This is a genomic window from Paenibacillus sp. FSL R5-0470 (assembly GCF_037975205.1).
Lineage (GTDB): Bacteria > Bacillota > Bacilli > Paenibacillales > Paenibacillaceae > Paenibacillus_AQ.
In genome coordinates this window covers 1,418,493-1,443,468 of the sequence record NZ_CP150238.1, presented here as the reverse complement: position 1 = coordinate 1,443,468, position 24,976 = coordinate 1,418,493, and the positions used below count along the sequence as shown (strand labels likewise).

The window sequence follows — 24,976 nt, the reverse complement described above, 5'->3', positions numbered from 1 at the left end:
TATCACCTAGCTTTATCCCCACTATTCAACCTGTTATGTACATGAAAAGTTACCTTTGTCCCTGTACCTAACGTACTTGTGATATGGAGTCCTGTTCCAAAGTGTCGTTTTAATCGCAGATCAGTATTAATCAATCCGACGCCTGAACGACTATCTGCTTTCCTTTCTAATATTCCTTGCAATTGGACCTCGTCTATTCCGTCCCCATCGTCTTCAACGGTTATCTCTGCATGCGTCTCATAGACAGAAATCCGAATAAGAATCGTTCCTCCACGATTGCGCTTCATTATGCCATGTCTTATCGCATTTTCAACGAGAGGCTGGATCGTAAGAAATGGGACTTTTATGTCCCCACAGTCATCTGTCTCCCAAATAACCTGTAACCTTTCTTCAAACCGAACCTTTTCAATATATAGATAAGAACGTACTAGACTTAACTCCTCTTCTATCGGAACAAGCCTATCCATGTTTTGAAATTCAAATTTATTCCTCAGAAAATTGCTGAATTCATCGAGCAAAATACGCATCTTATCCAAATTAATATCACTTAAAGCTGTTACAGCATTCAACGCATTAAATATAAAATGAGGCTGGATTTGCGCTTGCAGCCATGCAGCTTCTAATCGCAGTTGTTCTCGAACCGATTGTTTAATCGTAGCTAACGCCTCAATCCGCGATTTTATTTCTATTGCTTCCACTGGCTTCGTCACATAATCGTTTGCCCCCGCTATAAAGCCGCTCTGAATATCTTTCGGTTGGCTTCTTGCGGTAAGGAGCAATACAGGGAGCTCCGTGAGTGTAAACCGCTCACGAATCATTCGTGTCAGCTCATAACCGGACATCTGTGGCATCATGATATCGGAGATGACCAGATCCCATTCCTTAGTGTCCAGTACAGCTAATGCCTCTTTACCACTCGTTACCATCGTTAAATCATATTCGTCTGGTGGTAGTATGGCTTCAAGTACTTGAAGGTTGACAGGATCATCATCAACAACTAATAGAATCGGACGTTCACGATTCATTTCTATTAAAGTTGTTTGATTGGTAGCTGGCGGAATCTTCACTTTTTCAATATACACTGAGGAGGCTATTTCTTGAATCGGCATGGATTGTAATGGTTCAAATGAGTTGGTCAAATCATTCTCTTCCTCCTCTTCCAAACCTGCTAGCCTTAATGAAAATGTGAATTTTGAGCCCTCTCCTAAAACAGAGGACACTACTAACGTACCTCCATGAAGCTCAACCAGTTGCTTGCTTATACTTAAACCCAACCCAAAGCCACCATCAATCATAGTCTCACTCGTGCTGGCTTGCTCGTACGGACGGAATAGGCGCTTAAGCATGTTCTCATCCATTCCGATCCCGGTATCAGCAATAACGATATAGGCTCGTCCATCTTTTACAAAAGCTTGAATCGAAATGACCCCATCATTCGTATATTTCACAGCATTATGAAGTAAATTGAAAACGATTTGAACAACCCGGTTCTCATCCGCATTTACTGGAGGAAAATCTTCAGGAATTTGATTTGCAATTTTTACAGACTTCACATCTGCATTTAATTGCAGCATATCAAGTACTCCGGTCACAATTGGCTGAATATATATGACTCTTTTGTGTATGCGCGGATTGCCTTCCCGTAAACTCATCACATCAATTAAATCGTCTAATATCAATGTCATTCGACGTCCTACAGATAAACCTGTTTCAAGCTCTTTGATACTCCTTTCCTGCAACAAATGCCGCTCCCGTTTTAAAACGGATTGTGACATATTAAGAATACTATGAAGCGGATTTTTAAATTCATGAGAAGTATTTGCTAGGAATTGATCTTTATGGTCATTCATCCTTTGCAATGTTGTCGCAAGCTCTTTCGTGTTCGCATGCATGATAAAATAATCTTTAAACCATACAGAGGCTAAACAAGCTATCGCAATAATCAAATCGAACGGATAATAGACAAGACTCAAACCGCTATCCAGCAAGATTAACGACCAAAGAGCATAGTTCATCAACGCAAGAAAAGAGAAAAGCAGTAAAAGATTGCTCTTTAAATCTTTAATTACTTTTTTAAACATCGTAATCAGCGTTATAACTGCAGCAGTACCACCTAATACATAATAAATAGGGAAGAGCATGATCACCTGAGTTGGATTTAAAAACAACGTGATGCCGGCAGTCCCTAGATTCATTATTTTATAGACAGGGTACATCCTACGCCAATATGGAAGCTCGCGATGATTCGTACACTGGAGCAAAGCATAGGCTGCAATAACGAAAGCAATATTAGTCAGCCTAAAATCCCAATCAATTCCAATGTAAAATAACTGATGGAACAACTTCTCATCCGTACTAAAGACACTCGTGATCGTTACACATAATGCAAGCAAACTAAAATAAAGCAGCTTCTTTTCCTTATTTCCTATTAAATACAAAATAAGTGCATAGACAGCGTGCATAATAAAAATAATTGCTGCTAAAAACTGCATAAAAATGGAAGCCTTCATCTCTTTGGCAATGGCTTCTTCTGAACCGAATTTTATGGATCGGACAATGCCCCCGCTTCGACTATCCACATAATTTGCCGCCTGAATCACGAGTTCGATTACACCGTTGTCATCTGCTGTAAAGGTTGTAGAATAAGGTAGGTCCTTCGAAATATATTCATCCTTTGTTGTCGCCACCTGTCCGGATTTAGTAAGTAATCGACCGTTTACATATAATTCTGATGCAGTGCGAACACTGGGTACACGAATACTATAATTAAGATGCTTCGCCGGGTCTACATAAAGAAGCAAACGATAAGAGCCATACCCGTATGGAGATGGCTTGTCAGCATGCAAAACTTCACTCCATCCTCCCGGTACCTGAATGTGTCTTGGCGCATTATCGCCTAACATTTGTTGCCGACTACCATCTATCAACCATTGCGAGGGATAAAACTCCCATTCCCCATCAAGTAAGTGAATGCTGCCATCTTCTGCATTCCAATTGCGTAAATCGAATTGCCCATTATGAATTGACGCCTGTTTGGGATATTGAAACGCTTCCATCCATAAAATGCGAAAACCGGTTAAAATAACTAATATGAAAACTAGCAATAATATTATATAGCTCTTTTTCATTTGATATTTGGATGAGTGAGTTTCCACGAAGTATTTCTCCCCTAGTCATTTTCTTCTAAGACATTTAAATAAGTGCTCTCCATAATTTACCACAGTTAATATAGGAGAAACAGACGATAAAGACATCTTGATGTCTATTATATAGAAATACCGACTTGGAATTTCGCGAGTTTGTTGTTCACAAGAAAACTATAGCATGTTCTTTTCAACTAAACTGCCAGTTAGTTGAACAAATAAAAAAAACGGCTGCCTAAGCAACCGCTGTTCCACTAACGTACCCCGTGAGCTCAATGATCTGAAGAAATTGTTTCACTCAAGCTATTCCTCAGAAATCTCTACGTACTATCTTAACCCAATTTGACGCTGAAATTAGGCATTAACCTTGCCTAGGGCGAATATCTTAACGGGGGAAATACATTAAAAAAAATGAGGCGATACACTTGGGATACTTCGTTACTGTGGAACCGGGCGTAAAAGTATTTATAGAGGACATCAATCCGAAGGGAAATAAAACGATACTTTTTATTCATGGCTGGCCGCTAAACCATAACCAGTTCGAATATCAGTTCATTTTCCTTCCTAAGCTCGGATATCGTTGTATCGGAATGGACTGGAGAGGATATGGCAATTCGGATAAACCATTCGATGGTTACGGTTTCGATAGATTAGCAGATGATCTTCGTATGGTCATCGAAGCGTTACAGCTAAAAAACATAACACTGGCAGGACACTCTACCGGAGGAGCGATCTCAATTCGTTATATGGCTCGTTATAAAGGGTACGGGGTATCTAAACTCGTCCTGATCGACGCTGCGTCTCCATCAAGCGTTCCAAAAGAATTTACGAATAAAATCATCGAAGAGACAAACAATGACCGTCCGAAAATGCTGCAAAACCAAACGGAGAGCTTTTTCTTTCAGTACATTTCTGAAGCGAAATCCGAATGGTTCTTTCTAATGGGTTTACAAGCTGCGAATTGGTCGACCTCCGCCATTATGGTCACGTTAAGAGACGAGAATGTTTACAACGATCTTGGACAAATCGATGTGCCCACATTAATTATTCATGGAATTCATGATAAAGTCGTTCCGTTTACCCAAGCTCAGGAAACTAATAAGCTGATTAAAAATTCGCAATTAGTTCCATTCCAATACAGCGGCCATTGCCCTTTTTTGGAGGAGCGTGATAGATTCAACCAACTATTATCTTCTTTTGCATAACGCCTCGGATTAGCCGCACCATCGCTCCCCATAAATATAGTCCGATAATGCCCGATGATTGAGCAAACCTGCTCGTTAGCTTAATAAAGCAGCGTCAATCTGATACCTATCTTTCAGTTCATTAATTCATCTTTTGGATACAACTGCTCTGCTGACATCTTCACGCCTGCATTCCCCACATCCCGCGAATCGACTCTGCGTCTTTGACCATCCTGCCGACTAGTTCCGAGACCGTAGGGGTATCATGGATCAACCCTGTCACTTGGCCTGCCCAGCCGATGCCCTCTTCTTTGACATCATCATAAATCCAGCGCTTATTGGCTGCACCGCTAATATATTCTTTTAAGGCTTCATAAGTCGGAGTCACACGCTCAATTTCGAGAATCTTATCTATGTACTCACTACGCAATACTCGCGCGGGCGCTCCGATAGAGCGTTTGATTACGACTGTATCTGACTCGGAGCTTTCTACTAGGGCTTTTTTATAAGAAGCAGCCGCATGAACACATTCAACCGTAGCAACGAATCGTGTGCCCATTTCAATTCCCTCAGCCCCCAGTGCATGGGCCGCCATCCATCCGCGGCCATCCCCGATCCCGCCTGAAGCAATCACAGGAATATCAACCGCATCAACTACTTGAGGAACGAGCACCATAGTCCCTACATCATCACGTCCCAAGTGGCCTCCTCCCTCCTGCCCAACAACAATAACTGCGGAAGCACCTAATTGTTCAGCTTTTTGGGCTTGTCTACGTGAAGAGACGAGCACGAGCGTTTTAATATCAGTCTGCTGTAGCATTTCCAGTATTGGGGCCGGATTCCCACCGGTGAGACTCACCACGGTAACCTTCTCGTCGATGGCGACCTGTACCCGATCTTCATAACCGATACCATGTACACCGATGGCAAAATTAACGCCAAAAGGCTTGTCCGTCAAAGTACGTACCCGTTCTATTTCTGAACGTAAAGCCTCTGCACTTGGAAGACTCATCGCTGTAACCTGACCCAATCCACCGGCATTCGAAACGGCAGCGGCGAGGTCTGCGTAACCTAAATAAGCAAGTCCACCTTGAATAATAGGATACTCTATGTGCAATAACTCCGTAATACGGGTGTTCCATTTCATCTTCATCTACACCTTTCCTATCTTTAACCACAGCAGAATCATAGCAAATAAAAGAGCAATTCCCCCTGCCAGATAATCCATTTTCCGGAATTGCAAAACCCTATAAGAAGTTCTTCCTTTACCATTTCCATAAGCACGCGCATCAATCGCATAGCTCAGCTGTTCAGCACGTTGAATCGTCGTGAAGAGCAAAGGAATAATGATCGGGACATAAGCAAATATCCGTTTAGGTAGTGATAATGCTGTAAGATCATAACCTCTAGCCTTTTGTGCGAGAAGAATACGATCCAGCTCCTCCTTAATGGTAGGAATAAACCGGATCGCAATCACTATCATTAAGGAAAATTGTTCTACGGGTAACCCCATTTTGGATAGGGGTTCAAATAGCTTTTCAAGACCATATGCTAAGTCTAGCGGTTTAGTCGTTAACGTTAATACTGAGGCTAATAAGATGAGCAATATAATACGCCAAACAAAACGTAATCCTGTTCGCAGTCCCTCTTCAGTTACCTCAATAAAGGACCAAGACCAGAGAATCGTTCCTTTGGTGAACACAGCATTATACAGAAGGGTAAACAGCAAAACAAATAATAACGGCCGCAGCCCCCGCCAGAAGAAATGAATAGGAACCTTCGACAGCAGCAAAATTCCGAATACAAAAACAGTTGCAACTGCATAGCTAAGCCATGTTCCAAGCATCAGAAAGCTAAGCATGAGAATCACGATACTAACAAGCTTTATACGAGGATCTAAACGATGGAAAATCGAATGCGTCTCCACATATTGACCCACTATTACGGAATCAGCCATGTAGACGCCCCCTCGAATGCCAAATTGGCTGAACAGCATCGAAGATATCCTGCTCTTTACAGCTAGCAACCTCTATTTTTTGGCCAGATAGTTCCTCTACTAGCTTCAAAAGCTGTACGGGTTCAGGCATGGACAAGCCCAGCTCCACCAATAATTCTTCCTTTTCCATAAATAGTGTTCTGGGGTCAAAATGTCCTTCTAGCTGACCTTTATGGAAAACCAAAACCTCATCCGAGTACTCAGCAACATCCTCCATCTGATGCGAAACGAAGAGAATGGTGCGCTGATTTTGTTGCTGCCAAGTCTTCAGAAGCTTCAGCAAAGATACTTGGCTAGCTGGATCTAGCCCCGCTGTCGGTTCATCCAGAATTAGCAGCTTCGGATTCGTCATCAGCACGGAGGCAATGGCCACACGGCGCTTTTCTCCACCGCTTAATTGGAATGGATTTAACGGGAGAATGCCCTCTGACAGACCCACTTGCGGTAAAATCCTTTCAATCGCCTCCGTGATTTGCTGGCGTGAAGCACCCTGCAGATTCAGTGCAAAAGCAAGCTCCTTTTGCACCGTGGTTTCGAATAGCTGATGCTCCGGATATTGAAAAACAAAGCCCAGCTCCGGGACCACCTTTAATTGTCCCTTGGCATCTCTTGGAGCAGGCTGCTGATCAATCCAATACTCTCCTTTTACGGTGGGAATCAAGCCCTTCAGCACTTTGACAAAGGTAGACTTTCCTGCACCCGTGGGACCGATGATCGAAATCCATTTGCCCGCAGTAATGGTGCAGTTTATATTGTGCAAAGCCACATGATCAGCATAGTTTACACTTAAATTATCTAATTTGTAGACCATTGTGATCGAATTATCCCCTTCCAATCGGCTGTTGGCGGCACTTCTGAATGGAGCAATGCATGTATACGCACGGCAAAAGGCAGTTGTAATTGATAGTCCGCAACAGGCATCGTTTCAAAAAAAGCCAGTGGAGCACCATCATACTCAAGTCGCCCTTGATGCAGGAGTAATAATCGTTCTGCTGAAAGCACTTCCTCCATATGGTGAGTGATCTGAATAATGGTCAGACCTTGACGATGCAGCTCTTGCATAATGGCAAGCACCTGCTGCCTTCCCTGAGGATCAAGCATAGAGGTGGCTTCGTCAAAAATAATGACTTGCGGGCGCATCGCCAATATAGCCGCAATAGCGACACGTTGCTTTTGACCTCCAGAGAGCTGATGTGGCATGGCATCCAGATAATCCTCCATATGAACGGCCTGCAAGGCATGCTCCAACCGGCTGCGCATTTCCTCCCTTGGCACACGGATGTTCTCCAAACCAAAAAGCACCTCATCCATAACGGTTGTGGTGATAAATTGATCCTCTGGATTCTGAAAAACAAAGCCAATTTGCTGATGAATATCTGCAAGATCAGCTGGCTTTGTGGTGTCTAGGCCCTTAAACTGTACAGCCCCTTTTCGCGGCAGTAGCAGTCCGTCCATGAGCTTTGCAATGGTGGATTTGCCAGAGCCATTCGCGCCAACAATCGCCACAAACTCCCCCGCTTCTATCGTAAAGCTGATATCCTCTAGGACAGGCTGACTCTTTTTATAATAAAAATGAACTTGATCGAAGGTAAGCATTTATTCACTCCCCTTTTGACGATGCCAAGCAGCGAAAAATGCCCCAATGCTGTTCTCGGAAAATGCAGGTGCAGGCCTCTCCCATTTCGTCACTTTTGATCCATTCACAGCAAAGATTTCACCGGTTAAATCCGCGTCAGACTCACTCAATAATGCTGTCACAAAGGAAGCAATATCCTCCGGGCCACCTATTCGCCAAAAGTCTGGGAACGGTTCAATACGACTGGCATGTTTCGCTTTCAAATGATCAATGACAGGTCTGGTCATATCTGTTAAAGCGGCTGGCGAAATCGCATTGACTCTAATTCCATCACGTTTCAGCTCCGCTGCTAGTGTCCACGTCATTCCGAGTATTCCAGCTTTGGCTGCACTATAATTCACCTGACCCACAGAACCTGTTAGTCCAGCCGTAGAGGTCATCAACAGGATATCGCCACCTGTCTGGCGCATATATGGAAGTACGCGTTGAATGCTATAGTAGGTGCCATTTAGATGCACGTCCAGCACAGCCTTCCACTCTTCATCCGTCATCCGTAGACATTTCTGATCCTGCAAATTCCCAGCGTTAGCTATCAATACCTCAATACGGCCATACCGTGTAATAACCTCATCCACCATTGCAGTGACCGCAACTGGATCTGCTACATTAGCAGAGTATCCTGATGCCTCACCACCCGCCTGACGAATCTCGTGGACAACCTCATCGATTAAGACTTGTTTTGTACCATTTACAACTACTATATAACCGGACTTGCCGAGCTGCACGGCAATACTACGCCCGATCCCTCTGGTTGCTCCAGTAATTAAGGCTACTTTGTTCATCACTACACCTCTTTCACTGAAAAAGCCCCCGAAGCAATAACATCGCCAGCTTCTGTTGTAAGGGTCACTTTAACCATGCAGTCATCCTCCGAAAAATCAAAAATCACGACATTATCGACCTCTATAGGCTTATGAAATTTCATATCATATTGAGTGATCCACTGTGCCTGATGCGCCTCGATATATAAGGATTGGGCTAATCCCATTAGATACATCCCATGCGCAATGGGCCGCTTAAATCCAGCCTCAGCTGCAGCATCCTCATCTAGATGAATAGCGGCCAGATCTTGGGAAGCTGCTGCATATTGCCGGATAGCCTCAGCCGTTATGCATTTTCTCATCATGTTCATCACCTACCCGAATTAACACCGTTTCTGCGGTGACTATAAGCTCGCCTTCACATTTACAAACCAGCGTATGTGTGTAAAAGGTCAGCTTGCCTTGCCGGCCATCTTTTTGCACCTTGCTCGTTAATGCTAATTCACAATCTAACGTCATCCCTGCCGTAATCGGAGCTTGATATGAGAATTTCTGAGTACCGTGAAGCAAAGGCTCTCCCTTGCTAAGCCAAGGAATTTCGAAGGCTTGCCAAAAAATAATTGGCATCGTAGAAGGAGCAATCAGATTGCCATTAGTCGTCTGCACGGGTGCCTCAATACTCTGTGCGTAATCCGATATCCACTCAGCAGTCATAAGAATCTGATGTCGGACACTGTTCATTCCGTAATCTCCACAAGCGTTGCCAGCCCCAACCCGCCGCCAATACCCAAAGTGGCAAGTCCCCTTTTATAAGGCGTATGCTGCATTTCAGCACATAAACGCGTCATTAAAATAGCTCCGGACGCCCCATAAGGATGACCGATAGCTAATGCGCCTCCTCCAAGATTGACCTTTTCCTGTGGGATCTGAAGCTCATTCAGTGAGGCTAGAACTTGCGAAGCAAAGGCTTCATTAAACTCTACGATATCTAAATCGGCTATGGTCAGCTGTTGACGATGTAACACCTTTTGTACAGCTGGAACTGGGCCCATACCTAAATAATTCGGATCTACACCTGCTGCTTGCGCATCTACGACACGCAGGATAGGTTTAAGCTTGAGTTGCCGACATTTCTCACGGGACATCATTAATAGAAGCGCCCCACCATCATTAATAGGACAGGCATTTCCAGCGGTGACAGTACCCTTTTCTTCAAAGATTGAAGGTAGCTTTCGCAGCTTGTCCAGGCTCGTATTAGCCCTTGGACATTCGTCGGTGTTCACCCACTCCCCCTCAACCAGAAGAGGTACAATCTCCTGCTGAAACCTACCACTTTGCTGAGCATGAACGGCCTTCTGATGGCTTTTCAAGGCATATTGATCCTGCTCTTCTCGCGAAATCCCATACTTCCGCGCTACATTTTCCGCAGCAATTCCCATATCCGGATCACCGTAAGCGCTAGGTGTAAAATGAGCACGGGTATATAGCTGCGGAACCCCCATCAAGGTTTGAGGCTTAGCCATTTTCCAAGGGGCACGACTCGTGCTCTCAACACCGCCCGCTAAATAAATCTCACCTGCGCCACTTTGAATAAGCCGTGCTGCTATATTAATGGCCTCTAGCCCAGAACCGCACTGCCGATCCACAGTAACGCCCGGAACCGAAACAGGCAGTCCCGCTTCAAGCGCAGCTACCCGGGCAATATTTCCACCCGGACCGACCACATTTCCAATAATCACATCATCGATCATATCGACGGGCAGGTTCGTCTCTGCCACAATATGCTGAATAAGCGGTGCCAGTAATGCTTCCGGCTCAAATGTACTTAATAAGCCGCCCATCCTGCCAATCGGTGTACGTTTTGCCATAACAATTACTGCTTCTATCATAGCATCGCTCTTTTCACATAGTCTTTCATCGCTTGCCGGGCAATTTTTCCACTGCTTGTATAGATAAACTCATCAACTGTCAGCAGCAGCTTCGGCGCTTTGTAACTTGCTAAATACTGGCGACAATAATTCTTTATTTCGTCTATAGATAAATGTTTTTCACCATTCCATTTCACGAGGACTGCCAGCTGTTCTCCCCAATAATCGTCAGGGATGCCAAGCACCATTACTTCTTGTATTTCCGGAAGATGCTCCAGTACTCGCTCTATTTCCTCTGGATAAACGTTCAGCCCACCGGAGATGATTCTATTTTTCAAGCGACCCGCCAGATATAAATAACCAGCTTCATCCTGATAAACATAATCCTCCAACACAAGCCATCCCTCTCGAAAAGCTGCTGCGGTCTCCTTCGGCAATTGATGGTAGCCTAGAAATATCATATCACTTCGCACATATAACTGCCCAATCTCCCCCGTAGGGACTTCACGGAACTCTTCATTACAAATGGAAATTTGCACTCCGGGATAGGGCTTGCCTACAGAGTTCGGATTATGCTCTTCCAGAACATCCAAATAACTAATATAACTCGCTTCTGAGGAACCATAGGATTCATAGAGACGCGCTCCAGCGAACACTTCTATGCCCCTTTTTTTGGACAACTCCGACCACTTTGCACCTGAGCTAATAATCGCATCAATCTGCGTCTGCCCAGGAACAGCCTGCTGCATCATGGATTCAAGCATTGTCGGTACAACAAACAACACCACACCCGGAATCTGCCTGCACAGCTCTAACACCTGTGTGGCGCTAAATTTTTGCGTAATATGAAAGTTTGCTCCACCATACAGACTCTGCATTACAGCGAACAAGGACAGCGAATGCACAAACGGACCCGGTGCTAAAACATCACTCATAGAGTTCAATTCAAAGGCAGCACTCGATACCTCAAAGCTCTTTAACCACGATAAATGGGTACGCATATATCCTTTGGGGAGCCCCGTTGTGCCTGAAGTAAAGCCGATAAATAATAACTCATTCGTCTCATCCAATTCAGCTTCTGGCTTCAGAGCCTTCAACCACTGATCATAGGAACCTGTTCGTTCATTTGAAAAAGTCAGCGTTGGGATGGCTTGGTCCTTGAAGACCAAATTCTGTGCAGCTTCCGGCTCGGCAAAAATCATTGTCGGCTGGCACTGCTCTATAATAACCCGCAGTTCATTTGCACTCCACTTGGGATCTAAAGGAATGGGAACACAACCTGCATAAATAGCCCCCAAGAAAACCTCGACAAATTCAATGCGATTCGTAGATAAAATAGCGATTTTGTCATGCTTAAGGCCCTTTTGCTGTAGACCATTGGCAATTCTCCGCATCGCTTGCACTAATGTTGCATAGGTATGCGTTGCTTGGTCATGGGTTAAGGCAATGCTGTCGGGCTGCTGTGCTGCATGACGCAGTATAGGAACTACTAGATTCATCCTTCACCACACCTATTCGTAATTTCTGTGACTACCGATTATGTACACTCTCTTCGCTCGGGATACAATTAGAATGGCTACGATAGCTTATTTTAGCTTTATATTAATTTTATGTACATATTTATATGGAACGATTAAGCCCTCTTACGACTGGAAAAATCAAACAGCGCGCATCGATTATGATCGGTACGCGCTGGCTGTATTGTTGTTTATTCCTTCTTATGAGCGGATGATGGTATTCCATCTTCAGCAAAAGTAAAAGTTCGGGCGATATATAAGATAGGTGTGCTTACTGCGGTTAGTAAGAATTTCGCTAGATACGTTGTAAGCAAAATTTCAAACCACACACTCCAGTTATACAACCCAGCAAATGCAATGGTACAGAAGATTAGTGTATCCACAAAGGAGCTAACCATCGTACTGCCGTTGGAACGAATCCACAACTGACTTGAAGTGCTGTAATATTTGCGAATCCAGGAGTACAACCGAACGTCTAGGAACTGACTAATGAAGTAAGCAGTTAGACTACCCAACGCTAGTCGAGGCATCAGACCAAAGATCGTCTCCAAAGAAGACTGAGCAATATCGGTCTCTTGCGGCTTAAATACTAGTACCATTTGCATAATGACTGTCGTCATAAGCAAGGTGAAGAAGCCAAACCAAACCGCTTTACGTGCTTCTGCTCTTCCATACTTCTCATTAAGCAAATCGCTGGTCATATACAAAGTGACATACATCGTATTTCCGAGTGTCATCACGATATCAAATGGCATAGCAATCGTCTTAGCTACCTGAATGTTTGCAATTACAGTAGCGATACCTACCCAGGCATACATTCCACTTTTGCCGAACAGGCGGTAACAGAGTAGAAAAAAAGCAAAATTGACAATAACAAATAAAACTCCCCACATCAAATTAAACATATTGCTTAAACTCCTCCTAGTTTTGTTTACGCGGGATGGTTACGAACCGCGGCTTACATTAAGTTTTGGAACAAAACATTAATACTCTATCACACTGTCGTCAAACAATCCATAAAAATAAACAATTTATGAAATGGGTATTTATACCCATTTTTATTAACTAAAAATAAAAGTGTCAGTAATAATTCATCTTTTTCAGAAAAATATGCTATATAAACTAAAACTTTCACTATTCATCCAGAGGTTAATTCTATAGAATAGTATCAAACACTTCATTCCCGATCCATTTAGTTGATATATTACATAACTATGGAATATATTGCAGGTTGCCAGTCAATAGCAGTCGGTAGGGATATAAAGAAATGGGGCTTCGCTGCCCATAAAAAGGGGGAGAACAATATGTTTCGTTTCAAGCAGTCGATCAGTCGCAGATTTACGCGTTTATTATTTGTAGTTCTATTACTCACGTCTCTTTTGTTAAGTACCAGCTTCTACTTTATATCCACCAGTATTTTCAACAGCTATGTCATGCCACAAATCAATCAAATTCTAACTGCAGCTGCTCAGGACGTATATAAGAATATAAATACAATGCATGCTCAGCAAGCACTAAAGAAGAACGAACAAGCAGCCACCAATCTTGAATTCTATTTTCAGGATAAGAGAAAGCAGCATGGGGTTGAGACTATTTTTCTACTCAATCTAAAAGGCAAGGAAGCTGAGGTTCTGTCCGTAGATCATGATGCAAAATTAAAGCCGGAGGAAATTGTTAAGGTGTCCTCTGCAATGCAGCAAGCTCTTAAAGGAAAGAGCGGACTAAGCGATACATACAAGGACTCGCATGGTGTACATAAGTCAGCTTATATCGGAATTCCCGGAAGTACGATGGTTATCGGAATCAGCAGTGATGTAAGCTTTATTCAAGAAAAAACAGACAGTATTCTGTGGACCAGTGCCGGGATCACTCTGCTAACGCTGATCATAGGCTCAACTGGTGCCTGGTTTATGAGTATGCGGATTACTCGTCCTATCTCAAAGCTTGCAGCTTACAGTGCCCGTCTCGCAGAGGGAGATTTCACAGAGGAATTAACGGTTAAAGGCAGTGATGAGGTAGCTCAACTGTCCAGAAGCTTCCAAGCAATGACCCTGCGCTTAAAAGAAATGATTGGACATGTACTCGTCACCTCAAATACTGTGGTCACCGATTCCAATTCTTTAAGAGAACGTGTTGAGGTCTTAAATGAAATGGCAGACCACTCTAGTACATCTGTTGTAGAAATTGGCAAAGGTAGTACGACCATCGCGAGCAGCGCTCTAGATAATTCAAAAGCTATGGAAGAAATCAATTTCGGCATTCAGCATATTGCTTCAGCAGCCACCGAAGTCACTGAGCAGATCAGTGAAGCTTCCGCTGAAGCGATTGGCGGTAATGAGATTGCCCAAAGTGCCGTTCTGCAAATGCGCCATGTTGAACGTGCCTCCCTGCAGTCGCTGGAGCAATTACAAGTTATGAATGAACGTTCAGTAATGATCGGAGAAGTCGTTCATAGCATTACTGAAATTACGAAGCAAATCCAAATGCTGTCGCTCAATGCTTCGATCGAAGCAGCACGTGCAGGAGAACATGGACGCGGCTTTGCCGTGGTTGCCGGAGAAGTACGCAAGCTTTCCGAACAATCCCGTAATGCGAATGAGCAGATTCGTGATTTCCTACTCGGACTTCAGGAAGATATGAATCGCTCCGTTACTGAGATGAACCATGTGAATTCTGAGGTAGCCTCCGGGGTAGGCAAGGTGGCAGAAGCGGGCGATGCCTTCAATCACCTTCTGATTCTGATCCAAAGCATCAATCAGAATATTCAATCCGTATCTGCGGCTACGCAGCAAATCTCAGCAAGTACAGAAGAAGTTAGTGCTTCCGTCGAGGAAACCGCACAAATCACTTCAAGATCCCAAGAAAGTGCGGACACACTATCCGAGAACTCCGAGCGCCAACGTATAGAGCTTGAAGGACATGCAGTAACCGTGCAGCATCTATATGAGCAGGCTAAGAAGCTTCAGGAAGCTGTGCAACAATTTAAGATCTAAAGCTTAGGCTTAAATAAAAACAACCCGTTCACACGAAAGTGTTGAACGGGTTGTTTTGTTAGTGTCTCGGCGCCCAAAGAATGACCGAAACGCCGATCACACAAATACCAGCACCAACCCAGTCATATACATCGGGTGTTTTCTTGTCTACTAGCCAGCCCCATAACACAGCGAGCACGATAAACACCCCGCCGTAGGCTGCGTACACTCTTCCGAAGGACGGAAACTTCTGCAACGTAGGGATGATGCCATAGCTTATCAGAATCAAAGAACCTACCAAACCGTACCAGAGAGGTCTTGATTCTCTTAGCCATAACCATACTAAGTATCCGCCTCCGATCTCAGCAAGGCCGGCAATTACAAATAGTAGAATGGCAGCAACCATGTCATCCCTCTTTCCTATTAAACTCTAAAAATATCAAATGATTCGCAAAATATGATACAACGTCATCACGGTTAGCAAGTATGTGTACAAGCAAGCATCCGGGCCACCAAACAACTGGACCCACAAGCATCAGCAGTGGATATAAACAGATTGAGCCAGCTGGCTACTATGCGTCACCCGCAGGAGCCACTCACATGAAATTGTGCTGGAGCAGCACTAATACTAGTAGGAGCACAGCCTCTAGCAGCTCATTCAGCGCGCCATACACATCGCCGGTGAGCCCGCCGAGCCGGCTGCTAATCCGCCGCGCAGCAACGGTGCCGCTGGCCAAGGCCGCATCTGGCAGCAGTAACGCTGCCGCCAGATGCAGCGGCCACGCGGCTAAGCCCGCGCCGAGCGCCAGAGGCGCACCGGCTGCGGCTAGCGAGAGCAGCGCGGCTATCGCCAGCGCGCGCCGCTCATGCGAGGGAGCGAGGCCGGCGAAGCTCGCGGCCAGCCCCTCGTTCCCGCGGGCAATGGGATAACGCACCATTGCCCGCACCATATACCAGCGGCTCCAGATCGCTGGCAGCAAGAGCAGTGGTAGCTCGTAATAGGCGTAGCCTTCGATTAATGCTGCCACTAAAGAGGCCTTTAACAGCAAGAGCAGCACGCAGGCGAGCACACCCATCGCACCCACACGGCTATCCTTCATAATCTCCAGGATCCGTTCCCTCGGTCGGTAGCTTAGCAGACCATCCGCACTGTCCATCCAACCATCGAGGTGCAGACCTCCGGTGAGTCCTACCCATAGAATGAGGGTAATGACGGCGGCTGGCCAAGCTGGTAAAATCAATCCCGTCAAAGCTGCCCCAGCAGCTACGCAAAGTCCGATAGCTGCACCCACCACGGGATAGAACATTACACTTCGGCGCAGCAGCTCAGGAGAAAATCCAGGGTCACTCTTTACAGGAAACCGGGACAAAAACTGAAAGGCAGCCGCGGCAGCATCCCTGCGCTCCCTCATAAACGATACTCCCTGCTCTTGAGTTCAATTGGAATGCCAGCAGTCACTAAAAAAACCTGCTCGCATTGCCGAGCAAGCAGCGCGTTCATACGTCCTGCCAGATCACGGTACAATCGGCCAAGCGCATACTCCGGAACAATACCGTCTCCAACCTCATTAGTGACCAAAATGAGATTTCCTTGAAATGTGCGTACACTGTCTTCAAGTCTTGTAATCTCGCTCTCAATCAACTCTTGCCTATCCGTAAATCCTTCCATGGCTAGCAGTACATTCGATAACCACAACGTTAGACAATCTACGAGAACCGCCTTTTCACCAGATAAACGCTTAAGAAGATCTGGCAAATCATAAGGCTCCTCTAACGTCTCCCAAGCATATCCGCTTTGCGAGCGCTGTTGCTGATGCAGTGCAATCCGTTCATTCATTTCATCATCAAACGCTTGTCCGGTTGCAACATAGAAGGCCTGATCTGCCAGTGACGACATCAGTTTTTCTGCAAAGCCACTTTTCCCGCTACGCGCCCCTCCCGTTACAAGAATACTCATTGTTTCCCAGCTCCAGAGATGCCTGCACTTTCAAAGGTGGCCATTTCGCTCAAAATGCGGCATATCGCCTCAATTAAATGAAGGGACAATACGCCTCCAGTTCCTTCACCCAAACGAAGACCCAGGTTAAACAACGGTTCAAGCCCAAGCCGCTCCAGCATCAGCTTATGTCCTTGTTCTCCTGATAGATGGGAGCCTATCATATAAGCAATGGATTCTGGCGCAAGCGCCTTCGCTACAAGAGCTGCCGCACCCGAAATAAAACCATCCAAAATGACAGGTACCCTGGCAGCAGCTGCGCCAAGAATCAGACCCGTCAAACCGGCGATTTCCAGTCCCCCTACTTTGGACAATACATCCAGCGGATCTGCCGGATTCGGTTGATTCACCTTTAAAGCGCGTTCCACAACTGCAATCTTATGTAGTAGACGTTCATCATCGATTCCCGTTCCTCTTCCAACGGCTACTTCAGGTGCTATTCCTTTTAGAGCACACAGAATGGCTGCGCTAGCCGTTGTATTCCCAATGCCCATTTCACCTGTAATAAAAATCTCTGTCCCGTTCTCAATCGCTTCTTGTGCGATTCTTATACCTACAAGCATAGCACTCATCGCTTCCTCACGACTCATCGCAGGTCCCACGGCTATATTATCCGTTCCTCGGCGCACTTTACGATCAATCAAATCTTCATGACTAAGATCGCCGTTAACACCGATATCAACGAACTTCACCTCAGCACCAGCTTGGCGTGCCAGTACATTCACAGCCGCTCCTCCGCTGAGAAAATTATAGGCCATCTGCATTGTGACTTCCTGTGGAAATGCACTAACTCCCTCGCAGCATACACCGTGATCGGCAGCCATCACAACTACCGTTCGTTTGGTGAAACTAGGCTGCTCCGTACCCGAAATTCCGGCGAGCTTAACGGCCAAGGTCTCCAATTGTCCCAGGCTGCCTGGCGGTTTGGTTAGAATGTTCAGGCGGTGCTCCGCTTTTAGGAAAGACTGTTCATCAGCCGGTGTGATTCGTTTAATTACTTCTTGAATAGTTGAAATCATAATTTAACCTCCAATTAAATAGATCCGTATAACCTATTCTATCTTATCTACACAGAAAAGCCCCCATCTATGATAGATGGGGACCACTAGAATTACAACTTCACTTTCATAAATCCTTCGATTCTCTCCAGCGCTTCCGTCAATTTTTGTAGGGATGCTGCATAAGAGCAGCGAATATACCCTTCTCCACCCGCTCCAAACACATGCCCCGGAACCGCAGCAACACCAACCTCCTTGAGCAGCTGCAAAGCGAAATTCTCTGACTTCATTCCGGTATTAGCGATGGAAGGAAAGACATAAAATGCACCCTCCGGCTCGTGGCAAGGTAAACCAATAGATCGAAATCCACTAACCAGCAGCTTTCTTCGCTCATCAAAGCATCGTTTCATGTGGTCCTTATGCTCCATACCGTTCCGCAGTGATTCAATGGCAGCGATTTGACCTAGTATCGGAGCACACATCGCAGTGTACTGATGGATTTTGAGCATCGCAGCAATTAATTCGTGATCACCACAAGCATAACCCACTCTCCAGCCAGTCATCGCAAAAGCTTTGGAGAAGCCACTAATGACAATCGTTCGTTCCAACATCCCAGGAAGGGAGGCAATACTGACATGCTGACTATCATAGGTTAACTCGGCATAGATTTCATCTGAAATGACAAGTAAGTTATTCTCTTTTACAATCTGTGCAATGGGTAGCCAATCCTCATAAGTCATTACTGCTCCTGTAGGATTAGTCGGAAAATTCACCATAAGAATCTTGGAACGCGGGGTAATCACCTGCCGCAACGCTTCAGGAGTAAGCTTAAAACCCTGCTCGGCTGAAGATTCAACCTCTACCGTAATCCCACCGTTCAAATGAGTAATCGGCGAATACGCAATATAGCTCGGAGAAGGGACGATAATCTCATCCCCGGGTGTAATAAAGGCCCGCAGAGCCAAATCCACGGCTTCACTGCTTCCCACTGTAACCATAATCTCGTTAGTTGGCTCATAGCGGAGATTGAAGCTTGTGTGCAGATAAGAGGCAATCTCTTCTCTAAGCTCCAACAAGCCGGAATTTGGTGTATACATCGTCTCCCCATTATTCAAAGCACGAATACAGGCAGCTCTTACATGCTCCGGTGTAACGAAATCAGGCTCGCCTACACCAAGCGATATAATATCCTGATTCCCTGTACTTAGGTCAAAAAAAGCCCGAATCCCCGAGGGAGCAATCTCCCGTACACGCGGAGTAATCCATTCATTATGCATGACTGAGCACCTCTTCTTTCGGGCTCTTTTCTGTTAGGGAAAGGGAAATGATCTCGTCCAGCAGTCCGCTGAAGGTGTAACCTGCCGCTTGCGCGCTTTTTGGTAAAAGACTCGCCTTCGTCATGCCCGGTAATGTGTTCACCTCCAGCACATATGGAATACCATCCTTAATGAGCATATCCACCCTTGCGTACACGCTGCATTTTAGTGTTTTGTAGCAAGTTAAGGCTGCATCACGTACTCGCTCATACACCTCAGCTGGTAGATCAATGACCCGTTCGTCTGCCCCGCCATCTTCGTATTTCGCACTGTAATCGAACCACTCCGCATGCGCCGAGGTGATTCCCAAAACGGGCAGCATCTCTCCATTTAGAATAGAGCAAGTAATTTCCTGGCCTTGAATGTAGCTCTCGATCAGAATCGACTGATCACAAGCAAAAGCCTTCTCTACTGCGCTCAACAGCTCCTCGCTGCTGCTCACCTTTTCCATACCAATACTCGAACCGCCTGCACATGGCTTCACCATAACAGGATATCCAATCCGCTCTACGGCTTCTTGAGAATAATCCTTCATACTATCCCAGCACAGCCAATCCGCCGTATTGACGCCTGAGCAGCGCATAAGCTTTTTGGAAAGATCTTTATCCATACAAATGCTGCTAGACAAAACGCCACTACCCGTATAAGGAATCCCCATCGTCTCCAGCGTCCCCTGAACCGTACCGTCCTCTCCGTAAGCTCCGTGGAGCGCAAGCAGCGCGATATCGATTCCTTTTGCCTGCTCAATAAGCTCTTCACGCTTGGTGATCACTATTGGAGTAACCTCATATTTATTGGGATCTAGATTCTTCAAAATCTCTCTACCGCTATTCATGGATACCTCATACTCTGAGGACACCCCGCCCATAATTACGCCTACCTTCATCTTCATCTCAAGCACCTCTTTATCCCATTAGTTGTCGTGCTGTTCTGCCAATAATCTCGATCCCCTTGCGGATATCCTCATCCGTCACTCTGGAGAAACCGATCCGTATCGTATTTTGACCTTTACCGTCTGTGAAGAATATATCTCCTGCTGTAAAAATAACCCCTTGTTCATGGCAGGCCGCCAGCAGCGTCCTTGTATTAAAGCCCTCCGCGAAGGTTACAAAAAGATGCAATCCGCCATCCCCTGATAACGCCGTATAAGGAATAAACTCCTTACAGCATTGCAGGGTTAATTCATATTTTCGTTTATATTCCGCTCTGGCTTTTTTCAAATACTTCTCTAAATGGCCACCTAATAAGTACTGATACAAAATGGATTGATCCAGCGTCGAGGTATGAATGGTACGTGCGCGCTTGACGCTTTCGAGAGAATAGATCAGCTCCTGGTCTGCCAGCACCCAGCCTACGCGTAGTCCCGGAAATAATACCTTTGAGAAGCTACCTAGATAGATCACGCTGTTGCCGCTCCCTGCTGCTGCGATAAGTGGAGCCACATGTGAGCCCGAATAGCGTAACTCCTCGTTAAAACCATCCTCGATCACTGGTATTTGGTACCGGTTCATCAGCTTCATTAGCCTCTGTCTTTTCTCGGGAGACATTACAATGCCGGTCGGATTATGATAAGAGGGGACAAAGTAGGCACAGTCAAAAGCTTGCTCCTGCAATGCCTTCTCCAGCTCAACCAGATCAATCCCATCACGCTCCATAGGAATCCCGGTGATCTCAAAGCCATTCAACTTCAGATTTTTGATCGCCGTATGATGCGTTGGATTCTCACAGATGACCGAACCATTCTTTTTGCTAAGTGCAGACAATACAATATCGAATCCCTCTGTAAAGCCATTGGTGATCAATATATCCTTGCCTTTCATTTCAACGCCTTTGTGCTCCATGTACTGCTTCAAATAGTCTATTAAAGGCTTATACCCTTTGGCATATCCATAATTTAGTAAGACATTGCCTTCCACCGACATACGATCCATAAAGGAGCGTTTCACATTATCTAGATCAAAAAGACTCTCATCAGGTGCGATGCTCGTGAAGGAGATCGTCCCCTTCTCCGCTCGTATGCCGCGCTTCATGATATCCAGATCCTCCGCCAGCCGCGCATGATCATTGATACGCGTCTTCCAGTCCATCGTCCAGGAAGAGATTGTTTCACTGCCGGGAGGTGTAGGTGCCACATAACTTCCCTGACCCTGCACGGCATACGCAAATCCATCATCCTCAAGCTCTGCATAAGCAGAGATTACGGAGTTGCGGCTAACCTTAAGCAATGTGCTGAGTTCTCGTGTGGAGGGCAGCTTTTGATTGCCTTGCAGACCGCCTTTTATGATTAAGTGCTTCATATAGTCTTTAATTTGTATATACACCGGCCGTCCGGCTATGAGCTTAAAATCCTTAAACATCTCTCAATCGCCCCCATGACTATCATGGCACAATCACTCGCTTAAAAAAAGAACCACAGCCATGGGATTTTAATCCGGCTGTGGTTCTATGAGAGGACAAATGCCCAAAAAATCAAGTTATAGATCTATGCTTCGATCACAAGCTCCCCTTCTCCAGCAGGGATCTCAAAACCATTTAAAAACCGGGTTAGTATGTCCTCAGTAATCGGAAATGCGGCATTAGCGTCAAAACGTTCACTCCGGATAAGCAGTCTCTGACGCAATTCATCTGGCTGAATTTTTAAGTGAATCAGTTCCCACACGCCACCATAACTCTCAATAAGTTGCTTGTAATCGTTCCGTCTCTGACGTTGCCAGAAGCTGAAATCGATGACAACATGATGTTTTGCCTGAAGCAGATTCACCAGCTCCCCCCGCAGCTTTATCTCCGACTCTTCTTTATAGGACTCATAATTCTGCTCTGGATAATCCACCCCGAAACGTCCGTGCGTGGCCCAAATATCTTCATCTATCGAAAGTCTGGCGAATCCCTCTTTCTCCAGCTTTTTAGCAAAGGTTGTTTTACCCGACCCCGCTACACCGCACATCATTACTACGATGGAAGCAACACTCGTACGCTTTTGCTGAAGCAATTTTTCAATAACCAACTTTTCACTCAACATAATAAATGCATCTTCCTTCCACTTGATCTAGTAAATATATTTTTAATTACGGCGATGATGATGGTATACTCATCGTTACAAAATACTTTCTCAAAGGATTGTGATAAGGATATGGTGAAATCAGTCCAGCAGACCTCCTAAAATGAAAAATGAAATAATTTTAGGAGGTCATAATAAATGATTTTTAACCCGATTGTCATTGATAACTGGAGTAGAAAACCCTATTTTGAACATTATTTAAACAATGTCAGATGCACCTATAGCATGACCGCAAATATTGATATCACCCTTCTACTATCAGAGCTTAAGCATAAGGGAATTAAGCTGTACCCAGCACTAATCCACATGATAACTACGGTGGTGAACCGTCATAGTGAATTCCGCACATGCTTTGATTCTGAAGGTAGATTAGGTTATTGGGATAGCATGTCACCTAGTTTTACAATTTTCCATGATGATGATAAGACTTTTTCAAGCATCTGGACTTCATACGGTGAAAAGTTTAATGATTTCTATAACCGTTATTTGGATGATATGAAAATGTACGGAAGCGTGAAACAATTTATCGCTAAAGCAAACGAACCACCGAACACCTTCCCTATTTCTAGTATTCCGTGGGTCAGCTTCACGAGCTTTAACCTGAACGTGTATAACGAGGGAACCTTCCTACTTCCCATCTTTACTATAGGAAAATATTTTCATCAAGACAAAAAAATACTATTACCAATATCGGGGCAATTCCACCATGCCGTGTGCGACGGTTACCATGCCAGCATGTTGTATAATGAATTGCAATCACGTGCAGATACCTATAAGGAATGGTTACCTAACATCTAATTATCCACTTTATTCTGCTGAGGGCGAACGATAGTTTAAACATAAAGGGTTCCACATATTAGGTATGACTAATATGTGGAACCCTTTTTTTCATTTGATTTTCTCATCAATCTCCCGAAATATCTGCCGACCATTGCCCGTTCCGCCAAAATAGCCTGAGTACCATTGCTGTTCCCGGAGAAGGTGCAACTGCGCTGTAGAATGTGACACCAGGAATTAACTGTGCAAGGAAATTCCGAATAACACCACCATGTGTGACTACCAATACCCTGTTTGTTATTACCTCAGCCTTTTTTTCACTAATTGCAGCCTGCACAAATGTATCCTCAGCCCCTCGCCCCAGATCTGACAGGAAGCTACGCAACCGTTCGTCAAACTGCGCCCATGTTTCACCATCCGGTGGTGTAACTGTGGAAGGATTATCAATCCACCTTCTATATAGTGAGTTATCCTTCAATTCCTCATAAGTCCAGCCTTCGAAAGCTCCAAAATTCATTTCGCGCAGACGCGGATCGTAGACAGCCACCTTCTCTAAAGAAGGAGAAATGTAAGCTAGAGTCTCCCGACATCTAAGCAAATCGCTGCAAAATACACACCAAAAATCATTCGATACTTCAGACTGCTGCTTAAGCTGAGATAGCTGCTCTACTGCACTAGATAGCAACGGGAGATCCGAATGTCCTAAGTAACGATGCTCAGCATTCCACTGAGTTTGCCCGTGGCGAACAAGTACTAATTCTAGCTCTATAGAAGGAAACTCCATGTCTAGCATTAGCCCCCGATCCATATCCATGCCACCACCGCGCATAAGCCTACAAAAATTGAAGAGGAAAGCATCATCATCCGCGAGGTCTGAATAATATCGTCCGGCTCCATCGCTCGTACCGGATCACCCATATAGGCTCGGAAAGAAGCGACACCATGATAGACGTTCTCTCCTCCGAGACGGATACCAAGTGCGCCCGCAACAGCGGATTCTGGATAGCCGCTATTTGGGCTTGGATGGAGACGCGCATCCCTCTTCACCATTTGTAGACAATTGCGCCAATCCAGACGAAGCAGCCATGCACACAGTGCCAAGAGCAATGCCGTAATCCGTGCTGGAATGAAGTTGGCAACATCATCAAGCCGAGCGGATGCCCAGCCGAGATCTCGGTATTTATCATTCTTATATCCCACCATGGAATCGAGTGTATTTACTGCTCTATAAGCCATAGCAAGCGGCGCACCACCGATGAGCGCATAGAACAATGGAGAAATAATCGCATCGACGATATTCTCTGCTACAGTCTCTACCGTGCCGCGCACAATTTCCGGGGAATCTAGCGAAGTCGTATCACGCCCCACGATCATCCCCAACGCCTTGCGGGCAGCAGGGATATCGCCCTTCTGCAATTCCACGTACACTGCCATTCCTGCATCCTTTAGTCCCTTGGAGGCAATCGTGGTTGAAATCAACCAAGCCTCGGCTATCCAGACGAGCCACGGTGAGATATATGACAGCAGCCATAGCAGAATGGCTGTCAGTGCCCAAGCACCACCCGCCACACATAGCGGAAGTAACACCCCTGCTCTGCGCAGGCTTTGCGGGTGGGACCATAAACGACGGATCGCCCGCTCCAGAGCCGTGATTGCTTTGCCCATACCAATTACGGGATGGGGCAAGCTACGCGGATCACCTACGATCCGATCAATTACATAAGCCGCAAGCAGTACTAAAGCGATTGTCACAG

General features: G+C 45.4%; 24 protein-coding genes and 1 riboswitch. Of the genes, 3 read left to right on the top strand and 21 right to left on the bottom strand.

Annotated elements, in window-relative coordinates:
- Window positions 1-2: 2 nt before the first annotated feature.
- Complete coding sequence (locus MKY99_RS06330; RefSeq protein ID WP_339269367.1) at window positions 3-3,128, bottom strand: ATP-binding protein; 3,126 nt, start codon at window positions 3,126-3,128, stop codon at window positions 3-5.
- Window positions 3,129-3,568: 440 nt separating this feature from the next.
- On the opposite strand from MKY99_RS06330, the gene MKY99_RS06325 reads away from it, so the two are divergent.
- Entirely contained in the window at window positions 3,569-4,348 is a 780-nt protein-coding gene (locus MKY99_RS06325; protein ID WP_339269365.1) for an alpha/beta hydrolase, read from the top strand.
- 160 nt (window positions 4,349-4,508) lie between these two features.
- On the opposite strand, the gene MKY99_RS06320 is transcribed toward MKY99_RS06325, so the two are convergent.
- The 10 genes from MKY99_RS06320 to MKY99_RS06275 all read right to left on the bottom strand — a co-directional run bounded on the left by MKY99_RS06320 (window position 4,509) and on the right by MKY99_RS06275 (window position 13,010).
- Window positions 4,509-5,474, bottom strand: a complete 966-nt coding sequence (locus MKY99_RS06320; RefSeq protein WP_339271517.1) for a nitronate monooxygenase — start codon at window positions 5,472-5,474, stop codon at window positions 4,509-4,511.
- Window positions 5,475-5,480: 6 nt separating this feature from the next.
- A complete protein-coding gene (locus MKY99_RS06315) occupies window positions 5,481-6,284 on the bottom strand; it encodes an energy-coupling factor transporter transmembrane component T (RefSeq protein WP_339269363.1) in 804 nt (267 codons plus the stop codon).
- Window positions 6,277-7,134, bottom strand: a complete 858-nt coding sequence (locus MKY99_RS06310) for an ATP-binding cassette domain-containing protein (RefSeq protein WP_339269362.1) — start codon at window positions 7,132-7,134, stop codon at window positions 6,277-6,279. Before MKY99_RS06310 ends, MKY99_RS06315 begins: the two co-directional genes overlap by 8 nt.
- The gene (locus MKY99_RS06305) at window positions 7,119-7,919 is read right to left on the bottom strand and encodes an energy-coupling factor transporter ATPase (protein ID WP_339269360.1); all 801 of its coding nucleotides are present in this window, start codon (window positions 7,917-7,919) and stop codon (window positions 7,119-7,121) included. Before MKY99_RS06305 ends, MKY99_RS06310 begins: the two co-directional genes overlap by 16 nt.
- The gene (locus MKY99_RS06300) at window positions 7,920-8,741 is read right to left on the bottom strand and encodes an SDR family NAD(P)-dependent oxidoreductase (protein ID WP_339269358.1); all 822 of its coding nucleotides are present in this window, start codon (window positions 8,739-8,741) and stop codon (window positions 7,920-7,922) included.
- A 2-nt stretch (window positions 8,742-8,743) separates the two neighbouring features.
- On the bottom strand, window positions 8,744-9,085 hold the full coding sequence (locus MKY99_RS06295) for a MaoC family dehydratase (protein WP_339269357.1): 342 nt from the start codon (window positions 9,083-9,085) through the stop codon (window positions 8,744-8,746).
- Window positions 9,060-9,461, bottom strand: a complete 402-nt coding sequence (locus tag MKY99_RS06290) for a MaoC family dehydratase N-terminal domain-containing protein (protein WP_339269355.1) — start codon at window positions 9,459-9,461, stop codon at window positions 9,060-9,062. Before MKY99_RS06290 ends, MKY99_RS06295 begins: the two co-directional genes overlap by 26 nt.
- Window positions 9,458-10,609 (bottom strand): thiolase family protein, encoded by a 1,152-nt coding sequence (locus tag MKY99_RS06285; protein ID WP_339269354.1) that lies wholly within the window; start codon window positions 10,607-10,609, stop codon window positions 9,458-9,460. Before MKY99_RS06285 ends, MKY99_RS06290 begins: the two co-directional genes overlap by 4 nt.
- Window positions 10,606-12,087: an AMP-binding protein gene (locus MKY99_RS06280; protein ID WP_339269353.1), complete on the bottom strand. Its 1,482-nt coding sequence runs from the start codon at window positions 12,085-12,087 to the stop codon at window positions 10,606-10,608. Before MKY99_RS06280 ends, MKY99_RS06285 begins: the two co-directional genes overlap by 4 nt.
- Window positions 12,088-12,296: 209 nt before the next feature.
- Window positions 12,297-13,010, bottom strand: a complete 714-nt coding sequence (locus tag MKY99_RS06275) for a queuosine precursor transporter (protein ID WP_042185630.1) — start codon at window positions 13,008-13,010, stop codon at window positions 12,297-12,299.
- 10 nt (window positions 13,011-13,020) lie between these two features.
- Window positions 13,021-13,066, bottom strand: a riboswitch (PreQ1 riboswitch).
- Between the two features lie 343 nt (window positions 13,067-13,409).
- Between MKY99_RS06275 and MKY99_RS06270 the strand changes: the two genes are divergently transcribed.
- Entirely contained in the window at window positions 13,410-15,098 is a 1,689-nt protein-coding gene (locus MKY99_RS06270) for a methyl-accepting chemotaxis protein (RefSeq protein WP_042185629.1), read from the top strand.
- A 58-nt stretch (window positions 15,099-15,156) separates the two neighbouring features.
- Here the strand turns inward: MKY99_RS06270 and MKY99_RS06265 are convergent, their stop codons facing one another.
- The 8 genes from MKY99_RS06265 to MKY99_RS06230 all read right to left on the bottom strand — a co-directional run bounded on the left by MKY99_RS06265 (window position 15,157) and on the right by MKY99_RS06230 (window position 22,406).
- The gene (locus MKY99_RS06265) at window positions 15,157-15,483 is read right to left on the bottom strand and encodes a YnfA family protein (protein WP_339269350.1); all 327 of its coding nucleotides are present in this window, start codon (window positions 15,481-15,483) and stop codon (window positions 15,157-15,159) included.
- Window positions 15,484-15,673: 190 nt separating this feature from the next.
- Window positions 15,674-16,489, bottom strand: a complete 816-nt coding sequence (gene cobS, locus MKY99_RS06260) for an adenosylcobinamide-GDP ribazoletransferase (RefSeq protein ID WP_339269348.1) — start codon at window positions 16,487-16,489, stop codon at window positions 15,674-15,676.
- Window positions 16,486-17,034, bottom strand: coding sequence for a bifunctional adenosylcobinamide kinase/adenosylcobinamide-phosphate guanylyltransferase (gene cobU, locus MKY99_RS06255; protein ID WP_076284100.1), 549 nt, complete (start codon window positions 17,032-17,034; stop codon window positions 16,486-16,488). Before cobU ends, cobS begins: the two co-directional genes overlap by 4 nt.
- On the bottom strand, window positions 17,031-18,092 hold the full coding sequence (gene cobT, locus MKY99_RS06250) for a nicotinate-nucleotide--dimethylbenzimidazole phosphoribosyltransferase (protein WP_339269346.1): 1,062 nt from the start codon (window positions 18,090-18,092) through the stop codon (window positions 17,031-17,033). Before cobT ends, cobU begins: the two co-directional genes overlap by 4 nt.
- 92 nt (window positions 18,093-18,184) lie before the next feature.
- The gene (locus MKY99_RS06245) at window positions 18,185-19,348 is read right to left on the bottom strand and encodes an aminotransferase class I/II-fold pyridoxal phosphate-dependent enzyme (RefSeq protein ID WP_339269344.1); all 1,164 of its coding nucleotides are present in this window, start codon (window positions 19,346-19,348) and stop codon (window positions 18,185-18,187) included.
- Window positions 19,341-20,273, bottom strand: coding sequence for a D-alanine--D-alanine ligase (locus tag MKY99_RS06240; RefSeq protein WP_339271515.1), 933 nt, complete (start codon window positions 20,271-20,273; stop codon window positions 19,341-19,343). Before MKY99_RS06240 ends, MKY99_RS06245 begins: the two co-directional genes overlap by 8 nt.
- Before the next feature lie 19 nt (window positions 20,274-20,292).
- On the bottom strand, window positions 20,293-21,744 hold the full coding sequence (locus MKY99_RS06235) for a PLP-dependent aminotransferase family protein (protein WP_042185623.1): 1,452 nt from the start codon (window positions 21,742-21,744) through the stop codon (window positions 20,293-20,295).
- A 125-nt stretch (window positions 21,745-21,869) separates the two neighbouring features.
- Window positions 21,870-22,406: an ATP-binding protein gene (locus MKY99_RS06230; RefSeq protein ID WP_042185621.1), complete on the bottom strand. Its 537-nt coding sequence runs from the start codon at window positions 22,404-22,406 to the stop codon at window positions 21,870-21,872.
- A gap of 177 nt (window positions 22,407-22,583) precedes the next feature.
- Here MKY99_RS06230 and catA point away from each other — a divergent pair, with 177 nt between their 5' ends.
- Complete coding sequence (gene catA / locus MKY99_RS06225) at window positions 22,584-23,243, top strand: type A chloramphenicol O-acetyltransferase (RefSeq protein ID WP_076298268.1); 660 nt, start codon at window positions 22,584-22,586, stop codon at window positions 23,241-23,243.
- A 106-nt stretch (window positions 23,244-23,349) separates the two neighbouring features.
- On the opposite strand, the gene MKY99_RS06220 is transcribed toward catA, so the two are convergent.
- Window positions 23,350-24,030 carry a histidine phosphatase family protein gene (locus MKY99_RS06220; RefSeq protein ID WP_339269342.1) on the bottom strand — a complete coding sequence of 227 codons (681 nt, stop codon included), beginning with the start codon at window positions 24,028-24,030 and terminating at the stop codon, window positions 23,350-23,352.
- Window positions 24,015-24,974, bottom strand: a complete 960-nt coding sequence (cbiB, locus tag MKY99_RS06215; RefSeq protein ID WP_339269340.1) for an adenosylcobinamide-phosphate synthase CbiB — start codon at window positions 24,972-24,974, stop codon at window positions 24,015-24,017. The genes MKY99_RS06220 and cbiB overlap by 16 nt, the downstream gene beginning before the upstream one ends.
- Window positions 24,975-24,976 lie beyond the last annotated feature (2 nt).